This is a genomic window from Shewanella sp. 3_MG-2023 (assembly GCF_030548765.1).
Lineage (GTDB): Bacteria > Pseudomonadota > Gammaproteobacteria > Enterobacterales > Shewanellaceae > Shewanella.
Map to the genome: position 1 here is coordinate 53,025 of NZ_JAUOSH010000018.1, position 15,179 is coordinate 68,203.

The 15,179-nt window shown below is 41.5% G+C and carries 14 protein-coding genes; 2 read left to right on the forward strand and 12 right to left on the reverse strand.

Going from position 1 to position 15,179, the window contains the following annotated elements; genetic code table 11:
• Positions 1 to 19: 19 nt before the first annotated feature.
• The 7 genes from atpB to mioC form a co-directional block, all read right to left on the reverse strand.
• On the reverse strand, positions 20 to 841 hold the full coding sequence (atpB, locus tag Q4591_RS11715; RefSeq protein WP_076541877.1) for a F0F1 ATP synthase subunit A: 822 nt from the start codon (positions 839 to 841) through the stop codon (positions 20 to 22).
• 12 nt (positions 842 to 853) lie between these two features.
• Positions 854 to 1,237: an ATP synthase subunit I gene (locus tag Q4591_RS11720; RefSeq protein WP_102436388.1), complete on the reverse strand. Its 384-nt coding sequence runs from the start codon at positions 1,235 to 1,237 to the stop codon at positions 854 to 856.
• A gap of 226 nt (positions 1,238 to 1,463) precedes the next feature.
• Entirely contained in the window at positions 1,464 to 2,363 is a 900-nt protein-coding gene (locus tag Q4591_RS11725) for a ParB/RepB/Spo0J family partition protein (protein WP_102520266.1), read from the reverse strand.
• Positions 2,364 to 2,385: 22 nt separating this feature from the next.
• Positions 2,386 to 3,168: a ParA family protein gene (locus Q4591_RS11730; RefSeq protein ID WP_076541796.1), complete on the reverse strand. Its 783-nt coding sequence runs from the start codon at positions 3,166 to 3,168 to the stop codon at positions 2,386 to 2,388.
• A gap of 56 nt (positions 3,169 to 3,224) precedes the next feature.
• Positions 3,225 to 3,848: a 16S rRNA (guanine(527)-N(7))-methyltransferase RsmG gene (gene rsmG / locus Q4591_RS11735; RefSeq protein ID WP_303461166.1), complete on the reverse strand. Its 624-nt coding sequence runs from the start codon at positions 3,846 to 3,848 to the stop codon at positions 3,225 to 3,227.
• A 121-nt stretch (positions 3,849 to 3,969) separates the two neighbouring features.
• Positions 3,970 to 5,859 carry a tRNA uridine-5-carboxymethylaminomethyl(34) synthesis enzyme MnmG gene (gene mnmG / locus Q4591_RS11740; RefSeq protein ID WP_102436394.1) on the reverse strand — a complete coding sequence of 630 codons (1,890 nt, stop codon included), beginning with the start codon at positions 5,857 to 5,859 and terminating at the stop codon, positions 3,970 to 3,972.
• A gap of 490 nt (positions 5,860 to 6,349) precedes the next feature.
• A complete protein-coding gene (mioC, locus tag Q4591_RS11745; RefSeq protein WP_303461169.1) occupies positions 6,350 to 6,790 on the reverse strand; it encodes an FMN-binding protein MioC in 441 nt (146 codons plus the stop codon).
• A 180-nt stretch (positions 6,791 to 6,970) separates the two neighbouring features.
• On the opposite strand from mioC, the gene Q4591_RS11750 reads away from it, so the two are divergent.
• A complete protein-coding gene (locus Q4591_RS11750) occupies positions 6,971 to 8,287 on the forward strand; it encodes a sodium:alanine symporter family protein (protein ID WP_303461171.1) in 1,317 nt (438 codons plus the stop codon).
• Between the two features lie 95 nt (positions 8,288 to 8,382).
• On the opposite strand, the gene fghA is transcribed toward Q4591_RS11750, so the two are convergent.
• Positions 8,383 to 9,225: an S-formylglutathione hydrolase gene (gene fghA, locus Q4591_RS11755; protein WP_303461173.1), complete on the reverse strand. Its 843-nt coding sequence runs from the start codon at positions 9,223 to 9,225 to the stop codon at positions 8,383 to 8,385.
• 77 nt (positions 9,226 to 9,302) lie between these two features.
• Positions 9,303 to 10,433: an S-(hydroxymethyl)glutathione dehydrogenase/class III alcohol dehydrogenase gene (locus Q4591_RS11760; RefSeq protein WP_102520270.1), complete on the reverse strand. Its 1,131-nt coding sequence runs from the start codon at positions 10,431 to 10,433 to the stop codon at positions 9,303 to 9,305.
• Positions 10,434 to 10,575: 142 nt separating this feature from the next.
• On the opposite strand from Q4591_RS11760, the gene Q4591_RS11765 reads away from it, so the two are divergent.
• Entirely contained in the window at positions 10,576 to 11,445 is an 870-nt protein-coding gene (locus tag Q4591_RS11765; protein ID WP_102520271.1) for a LysR substrate-binding domain-containing protein, read from the forward strand.
• A 42-nt stretch (positions 11,446 to 11,487) separates the two neighbouring features.
• Here Q4591_RS11765 and Q4591_RS11770 read toward each other — a convergent pair whose 3' ends face one another.
• From Q4591_RS11770 to yidC, 3 genes are all read right to left on the reverse strand, one after another.
• Positions 11,488 to 12,099: a PolC-type DNA polymerase III gene (locus Q4591_RS11770; protein WP_102436406.1), complete on the reverse strand. Its 612-nt coding sequence runs from the start codon at positions 12,097 to 12,099 to the stop codon at positions 11,488 to 11,490.
• Between the two features lie 8 nt (positions 12,100 to 12,107).
• Entirely contained in the window at positions 12,108 to 13,466 is a 1,359-nt protein-coding gene (gene mnmE / locus Q4591_RS11775; protein WP_102531911.1) for a tRNA uridine-5-carboxymethylaminomethyl(34) synthesis GTPase MnmE, read from the reverse strand.
• An 81-nt stretch (positions 13,467 to 13,547) separates the two neighbouring features.
• A complete protein-coding gene (gene yidC / locus Q4591_RS11780; protein ID WP_102436410.1) occupies positions 13,548 to 15,176 on the reverse strand; it encodes a membrane protein insertase YidC in 1,629 nt (542 codons plus the stop codon).
• Between the last annotated feature and the right edge of the window lie 3 nt (positions 15,177 to 15,179).

The window sequence follows — 15,179 nt, forward strand, 5'->3', positions numbered from 1 at the left end:
AATAACTAATTTTATTAAATTAATGTTCTTCATGTGCCATGCTTAGATATACAATCGTAAGCATCATGAAGATAAACGCCTGCAGCACAATAACCAAAATATGGAAAATAGCCCAAGGCACTGATAGTGCAAACTGAGCCCACCAAGGCATCAGTGCTATCAGAATAAAGATCAACTCACCTGCATACAGGTTACCAAACAGACGAAGCGATAATGAAATCGGCTTCGCAACCAAGGTTACTGTTTCCAATACTAAGTTTACTGGAATTAGTGCCCAATGATTGAAAGGTTGTAAGGTCATTTCTTTTGTGAAACCACCAAATCCTTTAACTTTAATACTGTAAAAAACAATCAACGCAAACACGCTCAAAGCTAAGCCAAGAGTTACGTTTAAGTCAGTTGTTGGTACAATTTTAAGGTAAGGAACACCTAATAATCTGTTTGCGGCTTCAGGTACAAAGTCAACCGGAATTAAGTCCATTAAATTCATCAGGAAAACCCAGACAAAAATAGTCAGACCTAATGGTGCGATAACTGCGTTACGCCCATGGAATGAGTCTTTAACGATTTTATCAACACCTTCCACGCACATTTCAACGAAACATTGAAATTTGCCTGGAACGCCAGTTGTTGCTTTTCGTCCTACTTTGTAGAAAGCCCACAAAAATAGAACCCCAAGACCTACTGAAAACAAAAGTGAGTCAATGTGCCAAGTCCAAAACCCGGCATCTTGACATGCATAGTTAAAAGCGATTCCGCCATCGGCAGAACACATTTTCGCATTAGTCAGGTGATGCTGGATATACTCGGAAGCATTTAATGCTTCACCAGTTGTCGCCATGATTAATCTCACTTAATTTTGCTTGAAGTATAAAGGGGCCGTCCAAGGTATTAATAATGCCAACAGATAGCTGATGAATAACGGCATAAATGACGTATTTAACAGGCCAAATGCACAGGCAAATAACACTATGGTTAGCAGCAACTTTACCGCTTCCCCCAAGAAAAACGACCAAACGACTTTTCTTGATGCTCTAGCTCCCGCATGAGAGAAAGCAAGGGTTGCGAATACAAAATTAGGGAGTACAGCAATGAGACCTCCTGCTAAAGCAGAAAATCCGTACTGAGCTCCCCACAGAGCGAAAAAGAAAATTGAAGTTCCCCCAGCTATCGCCGCCTGTAGCAACACGATCCGATAGGCTGACCATAGGCCACGACGCGCTAAAACCTTACTCAATTTTTTATCTCCGCATTAATACTTAATTTTCCCTTAATTTATTAATGTATTTATTAACAAATCTATTGGGAAAAAAAAGCATGCAAAGTATACCTTTTCACACCTTGTTTGCAACTTTGATATGAGGTTTATCAGTGATATAAGCTGATATTTAACGTTTAATATTCTAAAAGTTAAAAATACGCCTTGTTGCTAAGTTACCTTTGAAATGATTTTGTTGAGGAATTTAGTGAATTTTACTGAGAATACCATCTAATTCAGCAAGATCTTGGTAGTTTATTACAATCTTACCTTTGCCTTTACTGCCATGATTAATGGCAACTTTTGCGCCTAATCGTTCAATTAACTGTTGCTCTAAGCGGCTTACATCATGGTCTTGAGTTACTTTTTCAGGCTCTTTAGCCGGATTTAGCGCTTTATTGACTAATCGTTCAGTTTCACGAACTGTCATTTCTTTAGATGCGACCAATCTAGCTAAGCTAGTTTGCTCCTCACCTTCAATGGCAAGCAAGGCTCTGGCATGACCCATATCAATATCGCCATATTCCAGTAAACGTTTTACAGGCTCATTTAAACTGTTTAAGCGTAATAAATTAGACACACTTGCTCTCGACTTTCCGACGGCATCAGCCGTTTGTTGATGAGTCAGTTCAAACTCTTCGAGTAAACGTTGTAATGCAATGGCTTCTTCCATGGCATTTAAGTCTTCACGTTGAATGTTCTCAATCAAAGCAATGGCAACGGCAGCTTCATCAGCAACCTGTTTAACGATACAAGGTACTTTGTTTAATTGAGCAATTTGAGCGGCTCTCCAGCGGCGTTCACCGGCAATAATCTCATACTTGGTATCATCAACCTTACGCACAACAATCGGTTGAATAACCCCTTGTGAGCGAATCGACTCAGCCAGTTCATCAAGTGCTTCAGGTGACATATCTTTACGAGGTTGATATTTACCTGATTGCAGTAAGTCGAGATCAAGCATCAGTAAACCATCTTCAGTAACCACTTGTGGCTCACTGATTTCAGCTTTAGGTTGTGTAAGTTCAGCTTTGCGACTCGCAGCACTACTGTTACTCAATAATGCATCTAAGCCTTTTCCTAAACCGCGTTTTTTTAACGTCATTTTATTCCCTTACACTTAATACTTACTTAGATTCTGTTTGTTGCTCAGCACGGCGAATGATTTCACCAGCCAGTGCTAAATAAGCTTTCGCCCCTGCACTGGATTTATCGTAATACATTGCTGGCGCCCCAAAACTTGGCGCTTCAGCTAAACGGATATTACGGGGGATCACGGTGCGATACACTTTTTCACCAAAATGTTGTTTTAATTGATCAGACACGTCATTGGATAAACGATTTCGCGGATCGTACATGGTGCGTAAAATCCCTTCGATGCTAAGGCTAGGATTAACCATAGCCCCCAGTTTAGTGATGGTATCAATTAAGGCGGTCAAGCCTTCCAATGCATAATACTCACATTGCATTGGTACCAGTACCGAGTCAGCAGCTGACATAGCATTGACGGTCAACATATTTAATGAAGGCGGGCAATCAATAAAAATGTAATCGTAATCATCTTTAACAGCTGCAATGGCATTTTTTAAACGAATTTCTCGGGCAAAAAACTCCATTAATTTAATTTCGGCAGCAGTAACATCACCATTGGCTGCGATCAGATCGTATTTACCTGAGGTATTTTTGATCACTATGTCATCGAAGGGCTTTTCTTCGACTAATAATTCATAAGCGGTGTTTTCAACGTCGTATTTATCGACGCCACTGCCCATAGTGGCATTACCTTGTGGATCAAGATCAATTAACAACACTTTGCGCTTTGTGGCTGCAAGTGATGCTGCTAAATTTACACAAGTTGTTGTTTTTCCTACGCCACCTTTTTGATTGGCAACGGCAATTACTTTACCCACAAGTTCACCCTAATGACTGATTTACGATGTCCGATAATATAAATTATTAGCTATGGTTATTTTTTATTAACCAGCTTTAATAGATGTCTTTGTTCATCTAACTTTGGCACATTAAGCACTATCGTTTCTGCTATTTCAAAATCCTGAGGAATTGTCGCTAACTCCGTATCACTAAGCTGACCTTTTAGGGCGTAAAAAATACCATCTGCAGCAGGAAGGTGATGGCACCAGCTGAGCATATCTTCGATTGATGCAAAAGCGCGACTGATGACGCCATCAAATTTTTGCTCAGGCTCATACGCTTCTACACGACTTTCAATTGAAGTGATGTTATTTATTTTTAATTCAAATTGAACCTGTTTTTGAAAACGGATCCGTTTGCCTAAACTATCGAGTAATACAAACTCTTTATCCGGATTTAAAATGGCTAATGGGATCCCTGGTAAACCAGGTCCAGTTCCGACATCAATAAAGCGTTGCCCCTTAAGATAAGGAGAAACCACCAAACTGTCCATCACATGTCGGATTAACATCTGTTCAGGATCTCTAACCGAGGTCAAGTTATAGGCTTTATTCCACTTATTCAGCATGGCAACAAAATCAACCAGTTGTTTTTGCTGTGTATCTGTGGCTGAAATATTTGTTTCAGCTAAATAGGTTTTAAGTTGAGTTGCTAGCACGCTGGGTGACCTCGAAAAGCAATGGGAATAATAAAATCATCGGGTATTATGAATGGCGAAAATGACTAAGGGAAGCCTCAAAGCTTCCCTTATTGGTCAAAAGACAACTTTTTGCTGGGATTTATGCGCTTTTACGCAATAAACCACGCTTTTTAAGATGAACCAGCAAGATTGAGATCGCTGCCGGCGTCATTCCTGAAATTCTTGATGCTTGACCAATGGTTTCAGGTTTATGCTCATTCATCTTAGCGATCACTTCATTTGAAAGGCCTGGAACTTCTTGATAATCAAGATCAAGCGGCAAGATTGTGGTTTCATTACGAATCGCTTTATCAATTTCACCTTGCTGTCTTTGAATATAACCAGAATACTTCACTTGAATTTGAACTTGCTCTGCAGCACGTGGATCTTCAATCCCCGGTCCAAAACCTTCTAAACTCATTAATTTCTTATAATCCATTTCTGGACGACGAAGTAGATCTTCAAATGATGCTTCACGAGAAATTGGGGTATTAAGCTCTGGGTTTAATACATCAAGCAAAGGTGAATTATTATGAACCCAATTACTGCGTAAACGTTGCAACTCAGTTTCAATCGATTCCATTTTTTCACTGAATAATGCCCAGCGATGATCATCAACTAAACCTAATTCACGACCTTTTTCTGTCAAGCGCAAATCAGCATTGTCTTCACGTAGTAGCAAACGATATTCAGCACGACTGGTGAACATACGGTATGGCTCTTTGGTACCTAAGGTTGATAAGTCATCAACTAACACCCCTAGGTAAGCTTGATCACGGCGTGGGCACCAAGCCTCTTTGCCTTGAACTTGCAATGACGCATTCATACCAGCTAGCAATCCTTGAGCACCGGCTTCTTCATAACCGGTAGTACCGTTAATTTGTCCAGCAAAGAACAAACCATTGATATTTTTAGTTTCAAGTGAATTTTTTAAATCTCTTGGATCAAAATAATCATATTCAATAGCGTAACCAGGACGAATGATTTCAGCATTTTCCATGCCTTGAATCGATCGCACCAAATTCAATTGCACATCAAATGGCAAACTGGTTGAGATCCCATTTGGATAGATCTCATTGGTGGTTAAGCCTTCAGGCTCAATAAAGATCTGATGCGATGATTTATCTGCAAAGCGATTTATTTTATCTTCGATCGATGGACAATAACGTGGTCCAATACCTTCGATCACCCCTGAATACATTGGGCTACGATCCATACCTCCACGAATAATATCGTGAGTTTTTTCATTGGTATGAGTGATATAACAAGATACTTGCTCAGGGTGTTGACTAACATCACCAATAAACGACATAACTGGCAAAGGTGAATCACCTTTTTGCTCAGCCATCTTGGAAAAATCAATGCTATTAGCGTCAATTCGTGGTGGGGTACCGGTTTTTAAGCGGCCAACACGAATTGGCAATTCTTTTAGTCGATTTGCTAAGGCAATCGCTGGCGGATCACCTGCTCGGCCACCACTGTAGTTTTCTAAACCAATATGGATTTTACCACTAAGGAATGTGCCTGTAGTTAACACTACGCTTGGCGCTTCAAAAGCGAGTCCCATCTGAGTGACTACACCAATTACTGTATTATTTTCAACAACTAAGTCATCTACTGCTTGTTGGAAAATGCGTAAATTAGGCTGGTGTTGTAAAATCTGTTGGATTTTTTGACGGTAAAGCGCTCTGTCAGCTTGAGCTCGAGTCGCTCTGACTGCTGGGCCCTTACTGGAATTTAATGTTCGAAATTGGATACCTGCAAAATCTGTTGCAGTAGCCATTGCACCACCAAGAGCATCAATTTCTTTAACTAAATGACCTTTTCCAATACCACCGATGGCAGGGTTACAAGACATTTGACCTAAAGTATCAATGTTATGTGTTAACAATAATGTTTTTGACCCCATTCTTGCGGCTGCTAGGGCAGCTTCAGTTCCGGCATGACCACCACCAACAACAATTACATCAAACCGTTCATGAAAATGCATTTTGTGACCTTGGATAAAAGTAAATTCGATATTGCAAAATTTAACTAGATTTCAAATCTAGGGCTTGCTTGAGCCGAGTATTTTAGCACTTGGTTTGCTTTTCGGGAATGATCAATTTTCTAGTTTCGATCTAACGGGCTTCGCTTAATAGATCTTAAGATCTTTAAATAGATCTTTTTATTACTATTACTATTAGGATCTCACTTTTCTGTGGGTAACTCATTTATTTGTTTATTTTCATAGGTTAACGACAAAACGATCCTGTGATCAATGAAGGATCAAACTCAATATAACTTGGGGATAGATCGGCTAGTTATCCACAGGGGTGATCTTCGAGCAGATCACCTTAAGATCTGTACAGCGTTATGATCGGTAAAAATAATAGCTTATCCACAAAGTTATGATCGTATTTTGCTTTTTGTGGATAAGATAGGTTGTTATTGTGGGTATAAATAAAGATGTTAACCAAGCTCTCTGGCTTTTTGGGGATCTAAATGGAGGATTGCCACTCTGAAAGCCAAGCTAGTGCCGGATCTTCTGGGACAGGATCCTTTTGAACATCAATTTGGATCTTATTCACAAACTGTTTTGCACCGAGCTGATCGAGTCTTGAAATTAATTTTTCAGGCCCAAGACAAAAAGTGTCGTAACTTGAGTCGCCAATTGCGCACAAAGCAAATTTTAACTCGCTTAGATCGCTATTTGAGGTCAATAATTGCTGATAAAAGGGTGCTAAATTGTCTGGAAGATCGCCTGCGCCATGAGTTGAACTGACAATGATCCACAGTGATTTAGGGTCAAGATCATCCAAGTTTGCGGCTAAATGAATGCAGGTTTGGTGGCCTATTTCGTTAAGCTGAGCCGCCATATCGTCGGCCACATATTCGGTTCCGCCTTGAGTTGAGCCCACTAAAATATCTATTTTTGCCATGTTTTATCCTAGATGATTACTGTTAAACACTACTTATAGGGTTAGTTTACGCCTATTTAGCATTGCACAAAGTGGTTTTTATCCGTATTTTCAATAATTACAATTTACAAAAAATTAACTTTTATTATGTCTCTGGTTTCAATTACGGCTCAAATGGCTGATTTAGCATGGGGGCCTCACATGCTGGTTTTACTGGTAGGTGGTGGGCTTTTCTTCCTGATTTATTCACGTTTTATTCCTTTTCGCTACATTGGCCACGCTATAAATATTGTCCGTGGTAAATATCCTGATAAAGGCGCTGTGGGGCATATTAGCCACGCAGGGGCGTTATCCAGTGCCATGGCCGGCACCGTTGGTATGGGTAATATTGGTAGTGTTGCAGTGGCTATTATGGTGGGTGGACCGGGGGCCATCTTTTGGATGTGGATTAGCGCTATTGTGGGAATGGCGACTAAATTTTTCACCTGTACCTTAGCTATTATGTATCGCGGCAAGGATGAAAATGGTGATGTGCAGGGGGGGCCCATGTACATAATCACTCAAGGTTTAAGCAAAAAATGGCACTTTTTAGCGGTATTTTTTTGTGTTGTTGGCCTTGTTGGTAATTTTCCGTTGTTTAATGCCAATCAATTAGTACAGATTATTCGTGAGTGGTTAATTGTTAAACCTGGCTATTTTCCCAGTGATCAATCCACCTTTTGGGTGGATTTAAGCTTAGGGATTGTGGTTATGCTGATCGTTGCCAGCGTGATATTAGGCGGGATTAAACGCATTGCTTCGGTGGCCACTAAAGTCGTGCCGTTAATGATCGTCATTTATATGGGCTGCGCTTTTTATGTTATTGCTGCCAATATTGCTGATATACCGAGTTATTTTAAGCTTATTATCACTGAAGCATTTTCACTTAATTCGGTTGGTGGTGGCATATTGGGCACCATGTTGATCGGTATCCGCCGAGCGGCTTTTTCAAATGAAGCGGGTATTGGCACTGAAGTAATGGCGCATGGTAGTGCCAAAACCAACGAACCAGTAAAAGAAGGCTTAGTGGCCATGCTGGGTCCTGCTATTGATACCTTATTAGTGTGCACTGCCACGGCAATGATCATTTTAATTTCGGGGGTGTGGCAAGGAACTGAAGCTGAGGGGGTTAATTTATCGGCTCAAGCCTTTGAAGTTACTATGCCTGGCGTTGGTCCGTATTTGCTGATCCTTTGCGTGGTATTTTTCAGTATCAGCACCATTTTTACTCAAGCATTTTATGGTGGTCAGTGCTTTGCATTTTTATTTGGTCGCAAAAGATTACGCCTATATCAATTATTTTTCTTGCTGGCGATACTGTTTGCTGCAACAGCAACCATTCAAGAAATTGTTAATATTATTGATGCTGCTTATGCCTTAATGGCGATTCCAACCATGACCTCTGCAATTTTATTAGCCCCTAAAGTCAGAACCGCTTCTAAGAAGTACTTTGCAAAATTGGCGCAAAATAATTCATAAATGTGTCGTGAATTCTAAAATATATTCATTATAACGGATCAAAAAGGGAGTGATTATTCACTCCCTTTTTGTGTTCGGTCATAACAAATAATGACTTACTTTAATAAGTACTTTGCATGAAACCGAAGATGATCTTCAATAAAGCTACTGATAAAGAAATAACTGTGATCATAGCCTTCCTGCATGCGTAAGGTCAGCGGGTATTGCTGAGCTTTAGCGGCTTCAATTAAGCTTTCAGGTTTTAGTTGTTCAACTAGAAAGTTATCTTCAGTGCCTTGATCCACCAGCATAGGTACCTTAACCATCGAGTTTTTCATTAACTCGCTGCTGTCGTATTCAGCCCAGCTTGTTTGATCTGATCCTAAATAACCGTTAAAAGCCTTTTGCCCCCAAGGGCAATTTATCGGATTACAGATCGGACTAAAGGCTGAAATAGATTGATATTGCTGCGGATTTTTAAGTCCTATGGTAATGGCGCCATGACCGCCCATAGAGTGGCCACTGATACTGCGCATGCTTGTCACTGGAAAATGCTGCTCAATAAAGGCTGGCAATTCTTTTACCACATAGTCATACATTTGATAGTGGGTATTAAAGGGTGCTTGGGTAGCATTAAGATAAAATCCGGCGCCTAAACCAAAGTCATAAGCGCCATTGGCATCATCTGCGACATTTTCACCGCGCGGGCTGGTATCTGGAGCCACAATAGCAATGCCAAGCTCTGCTGCGACTCGTTGAACGCCTGATTTTTGCATCACGTTTTCGTCGGTGCAGGTGAGGCCTGACAACCAATATAGCACCGGCACTTTTTGTGATGCTGCTTGTGGCGGCAGATAAATGGCAAAGCGCATTTGGCAGTTTAACGTATCAGAGTGATGGCTATATTGTTTTAACCAGCCGCCGAACATTTTATTACTACTGATGTTTTCTAAAGTCATTTGATTGGTCACTTTTTATAAAAATGCCCTTAGCGTAAGGTTAAGGGCATGATATTTATCGAATACGGCAATAAGATTTACTTATCGAAGTGAATGACACTGCGGATACTTTCACCGCTGTGCATCAGATCAAAAGCATCATTAATCCCTTCAAGCCCCATAGTGTGAGTAATGAAATGGTCTAGTTTGAATTCGCCGTTGAGATATTGCTCAACAATACCGGGTAATTGACTGCGCCCTTTAACGCCACCAAATGCACTTCCTTTCCATACTCGACCAGTCACTAGTTGAAATGGTCGAGTAGATATTTCTTGGCCTGCGCCAGCAACACCAATAATCACCGATTCGCCCCAACCTTTATGACAACACTCTAACGCGCTGCGCATAACGTTGACGTTACCGATACATTCAAATGAGAAATCTACGCCGCCATCGGTCATTTCCACAATGACATCCTGAATCGGTTTGTCATAATTTTTTGGATTAATGCAATCAGTCGCACCCAGTTTGGTGGCGAGTTCAAATTTAGATTCATTTAAATCAATGCCGATAATGCGTGATGCTCCGGCCATGGTTGCGCCAATAATGGCAGATAAACCAATGCCGCCTAGACCGAAAATGGCCACAGTATCGCCTTTTTGGACTTTAGCTGTGTTCAATACCGCGCCCATACCGGTTGTTACACCACAACCGAGTAAACACACTTCTTCAAGTGGTGCGTCTTTATTGACTTTCGCTAATGAAATTTCTGGTAATACAGTATATTCAGAGAAGGTTGAACACCCCATGTAATGGAAAATAGGCTGGCCATCTTTATAAAAACGGGTAGTGCCATCAGGCATTAAGCCTTTGCCTTGGGTTTCACGAACTGCACTACAAAGGTTGGTTTTACCTGAAGTGCAGAATTTACATGTACCGCATTCTGCGGTGTATAACGGAATAACATGGTCGCCGACTTTGACACTGGTAACACCTTCACCAACCATCTCTACAATTCCGCCACCTTCATGACCTAAAATAGCCGGGAAAACACCTTCTGGATCATCGCCAGATAAGGTAAATGCATCGGTGTGGCAAACACCAGAAGCGATGATTTTCACCATGACTTCACCCGCTTTTGGATACATCACGTCGACTTCTTCAACCGATAATGGCTGTCCTGGTCCCCATGCAATAGCGGCCTTAGATTTCATAAATTGTGCTGACATTGTGTTTGTCCTTTTAACGTTAACCATAAAAGTGGATCTACTTAGTGTAGATGAGGCTCAGTAGATGATGGATCTATTGTATTTATTTTCTGTCAGTTGATAATGGGCTATAAATACAATTTACTTTTACGAGGTGGTAATAATGTTGCCATGGGAAGGGGTTTACGAATTTGTTGCGGTGGCTGAAACGGATAGCTTTACGGCAGCAGGTAAACGTTTAGCTATTTCGACCGCGCAAGTGAGCCGCCAAATTAGCCAAATTGAAAATAGGTTAAGCACAAAATTGTTTTATCGCACCACCCGTAAAGTGTCGTTAACTGAAGAAGGCCATATATTTTATCGCCATTGCCGCCAAGTTATCGATGGACTTGAAGAAGCTGAGCGGGCTATAAGTAGTTTGCAAAATAAACCCCAAGGGTTAATTAAGCTTACCGCACCAGTGACCTATGGTGAGTCATTTGTGATGCCGATTGTCACTGACTATATGCAGCAGCACCCTGATGTTGAAGTGATTTGTGAGTTAACTAACAGGCAGTTAGATTTAGTGGAAGGCGGCTATGATTTAGCGATTAGGTTAGGGCGTTTACCTGATTCGAGCATGATGGCAAAGCGCTTAACCAGCCGTGAGCAGTTTGTTTGCGCCGCCCCTGATTATATTAATCGTTTCGGCGCGCCTTATTCATTATCAGAATTAAGTCTGCATAATTGTTTAGTGGGCTCACAACCCCACTGGCATTTTAATGAAGGTGGCCAAGCAAGAAGTATTAAAGTGCAAGGGAATTTACAGTGCAGTAGTGGTATTAGCTTACTTAACGCCGCCATTAAAGGTTTGGGGATTGTGCAGCTACCGGGTTATTACGTGGCAGAGGCGATAGCTGCGGGCAAGCTTTCGGTTATTTTAGAATCTTATAAGCAGCAGCAAGAGGGGATTTGGGCTTTGTATCCTCACAATCGGCATTTGTCACCCAAAGTGAGGTTACTGGTGGATAAGCTCGCCGCTGAATTACCTTAACGAGCCGTATCATGGGTTATTTTAGTTGCTATAAGTTAGCCGTTATAAAGATTGTAAGTAACCATTAACTTGGGCTTTAGGGCGCTTTGAAATCTGGTTAATCAGCTCAAAAGTAATCGCTTTATGGGGCAGTTGCTGTTGCAGCAGCTGCAGTTGATGATTCCATAAATGTGCTGTCATGGTGGCATCGGCTAATGCGCGGTGAAACACGCCATCATTAGGCAGCTGATGATATTCAACTAAGGTGCCTAATTTATGGTTTGGCGCATCTTGGCTAATGCGGCGCGACAGTAATAATGAACAGGCAAATTGGCCAGAATATTGTTGCTGACAATGCTCAAACTCGGCATCTAAAAACTTCTTATCAAAGCTGGCGTTGTGGGCCACTAAGTTAAAGTCTTCAATAAAATCGGCAAAGCGGGTCATGACTGCTTCACAAGAATCTGCCTCTTTAAGCATGGCATTGGTGATGCCGGTGTAATTTTCAATAAAACTGTTTACCGATCTACCCGGATTCATTAATTCTTGAAAGCTATCGACGATCACGCCATCAATGAGTTTTACCGCACCAATTTCGATGGCGCGATCTGCATTATTAGGTGATAAGCCTGTGGTTTCGAAATCGAGCACGATAACCTTATTTGCCAGTATCATGAGAGATCCTATTTACCAATACAGAATGAGCTAAAGATTTTACCCAGCAGATCATCTGAGGTGAACTTACCGGTAATTTCAGATAGCGCCATTTGGCACATACGTAATTCTTCTGCTAATAACTCGCCGGCTAAATACACTTCTAACTGCTCTTTACCCAGTTGTAAGTGACTGGCAGCTAAATCTAGGGCTTCTAAATGACGACGACGGGCAATAAAACCGCCTTCAAGGTTACTTTGATAACCCATTAATGATTTAAGGTGCTGTTTAAGCTCTTCAACCCCTAAGCCGGTTTTCGCTGAAATGCGATAAACGCTATAGCCGTGCTCATCAGTGGTCATTACTGGCTCACCGGTTAAGTCAGCTTTGTTACGAATAACTGTGACGCCGAGTTTTTTCGGTAAACGGTCAATAAAGTCAGGCCAAATATCGTGAGGATTTACATCGGTGGTAGTGGTGCCATCAACCATAAATAACACTCTATCGGCGGTTGCTATCTCATCCCACGCACGCTCAATACCAATTTTTTCAACGGTATCAGCGGTGTCACGTAAACCGGCGGTATCTATAATATGCAGTGGCATGCCATCAAGGTGAATATGCTCGCGCAGTACATCACGGGTAGTCCCTGCAATTTCAGTGACAATGGCAGACTCTTTACCTGCTAGGGCATTTAATAGGCTTGATTTACCGGCATTAGGACGACCAGCAATTACCACCTTCATGCCTTCACGAATAATTGAGCCTTGCTTGGCACTGGCTTGGACTAAGTCTAATTTGGCGATGATGTTATACAGTGAGTTAGCGATTTTACCGTCAGATAAAAAGTCGACTTCTTCATCAGGGAAATCAATGGCTGCTTCGACGTATAAGCGCAAATTAGTCACTTGCTCGACTAACTGATGTACTTCATCAGAAAACTCGCCCTGAAGTGAGTTTAACGCGCTCTTAGCCGCTTGTTCACTGGTGGCATCAATTAAATCGGCAATGGCTTCTGCTTGGGTTAAATCCAGCTTGTCGTTCATAAAGGCTTGCTCGCTAAATTCACCGGGCTTAGCGATACGAATGCCATCTACTTCCATCACGCGTTTGATCAGCATATCAAGCACAATTTGGCCGCCATGGCCTTGAAGCTCTAATACATCTTCACCGGTAAAGGAGTTTGGTCCTTTAAAAAACAGTGCGATTCCCTGATCAATGACCTCGCCTGACGCGTTTTTAAAATCACAGTAATCGGCATAACGGGTTTTAGGTAAATGGCCTAATACGCTATGTGCGACTTCCGTGGCTTTATCGCCTGAAATACGAATGATACCTACGCCGCCACGACCTGGTGCGGTTGCTTGTGCCACGATAGTGTCTGTCATTGAGGAAAACCTTGTTGAAATAGTAAAGGAAAAGGCGGCTTAATAGCCGCCTTTGTTGATTATATCAGTTTGAGCTATGACTTATTTTAAGCCTTTTTTCTCTAAACCTGCATAAATAATCTTTTGCTGGGTAATAGCGACTAAGTTACCTACTAACCAGTATAGAACTAGACCGGCTGGGAACCATAGGAAGAACACAGTAAAGATAACTGGCATCCACTGCATCATTTTCACTTGCATAGGATCCATAGTCGGTGCCATTGGTTGCATTTTTTGCATTAACCACATAGACACACCCATTAATAATGGTAATACATAGTAAGGATCTTGAACCGACAAATCGGTAATCCAAAGCATGAATGGCGCATGGCGTAATTCATAGCTTTCTAGTAATACCCAATACAAGGCGATGAAAATTGGCATTTGCAGCAAGATAGGAAGACAGCCACCCATAGGGTTAACTTTCTCTTTCTTATACAGCTCCATCATGGCTTGACCCATTTTCTGGCGGTCATCACCTAAGCGTTCTTTCATTTCTGTCAGTTTAGGCTGCAAGTTACGCATTTTAGCCATTGACGAGTATTGTGCTTTGGTTAGCGGGTATAAAAGACCACGCACGGTTAGGGTAATTAAAATAATCGCCACACCCCAGTTACCTACAAAGGATTGATAGAACATCAATAACCAGTGAATTGGGATAGCTAACCACCAAAGGAAACCATAATCTACAACAAGGTTTAATGTTTCAGAAATTTTAGATAAAGCTTCTTGGTTTTTAGGGCCAACATAGAATTGGGCACTAATGGTTTGCTGTGCACCTGGTGCAATATCATGTACCGCGCCGCGGAAACCAACATTGGCTTGGCCGCCAGCACTCATGCTGGTAAAAATAGTATTTGAATCAGCTGCAGGCGGCACCCAAGCTGATACAAAGTAGTGTTGTAGCATTGCTGCCCAACCACCTAGTGTCTGTTGGTTTAGGTTACTTTTTGCAATGTCATCAAAGTCATACTTTTCGTAACGAACATCGCTAGTCGAGTATGCTGCACCACGGTAAGTTGGCATCATCATGCTGCTTTCAGATGCTTGTACAGTTTGTTTTATTTGACCATACATTTGCATTTGCAGCGGTGCTGAAGTGGTGTTGTTTACATTGTAATCAACAGTCACATCAAATTGACCACGGGTGAAGGTAAATACTTTGGTATATGCTGCGCCATTAGCATCAACATAATTAAGCGGTACTGATAAAGAGTCTTGGCCATCGGCTAACACATAATTTTCAGATTCTGCTGAAAATTGAGCGCGACCATGGCGGCTGCTATCAATACCATCGCGGCCAATAAGACCACTTTGTGAGATGTAATTAAATGAACCATTTTGTTCAAGTATTACGAATGGGTCATCACTGTCTATTTCAACTTTATGATCAACTAATGCAGCATAAACAATATCACCGCCTACTGGGCTGATTTTAATGTCTAGTTGATCTGTTTTCACAGTAATTAAATTTTGTGTAGCAGGTAATTGAACAGGCATGCCTGCATCAGCCTCTGGTACATCGCTAACGTTTTGTGACGCAACATTAGTAGTCTGTGACGTTGTTTGGGCCGCTACTGGTTGCGGGGCTTTATCGTCTTGCCATGCTTGCCACATTAAAAAGCTGACAAAAAGCAGAGCGATAAGCATTAAATTACGTTGAGATTCCATAGC

What these genes read in the sequence shown, in the direction of transcription:
- fghA (WP_303461173.1), bottom strand. Translation starts at nt 9,225, where the DNA reads ATGACTTTAGAAAACATCAGTAGTAATAAAATGTTCGGCGGCTGGTTA.
- atpB (WP_076541877.1), bottom strand. Translation starts at nt 841, where the DNA reads ATGGCGACAACTGGTGAAGCATTAAATGCTTCCGAGTATATCCAGCAT.
- Q4591_RS11765 (WP_102520271.1), top strand. Translation starts at nt 10,576, where the DNA reads ATGTTGCCATGGGAAGGGGTTTACGAATTTGTTGCGGTGGCTGAAACG.
- Q4591_RS11725 (WP_102520266.1), bottom strand. Translation starts at nt 2,363, where the DNA reads ATGACGTTAAAAAAACGCGGTTTAGGAAAAGGCTTAGATGCATTATTG.
- yidC (WP_102436410.1), bottom strand. Translation starts at nt 15,176, where the DNA reads ATGGAATCTCAACGTAATTTAATGCTTATCGCTCTGCTTTTTGTCAGC.
- mioC (WP_303461169.1), bottom strand. Translation starts at nt 6,790, where the DNA reads ATGGCAAAAATAGATATTTTAGTGGGCTCAACTCAAGGCGGAACCGAA.
- mnmG (WP_102436394.1), bottom strand. Translation starts at nt 5,859, where the DNA reads ATGCATTTTCATGAACGGTTTGATGTAATTGTTGTTGGTGGTGGTCAT.
- mnmE (WP_102531911.1), bottom strand. Translation starts at nt 13,466, where the DNA reads ATGACAGACACTATCGTGGCACAAGCAACCGCACCAGGTCGTGGCGGC.
- Q4591_RS11770 (WP_102436406.1), bottom strand. Translation starts at nt 12,099, where the DNA reads ATGATACTGGCAAATAAGGTTATCGTGCTCGATTTCGAAACCACAGGC.
- Q4591_RS11760 (WP_102520270.1), bottom strand. Translation starts at nt 10,433, where the DNA reads ATGTCAGCACAATTTATGAAATCTAAGGCCGCTATTGCATGGGGACCA.
- Q4591_RS11750 (WP_303461171.1), top strand. Translation starts at nt 6,971, where the DNA reads ATGCTGGTTTTACTGGTAGGTGGTGGGCTTTTCTTCCTGATTTATTCA.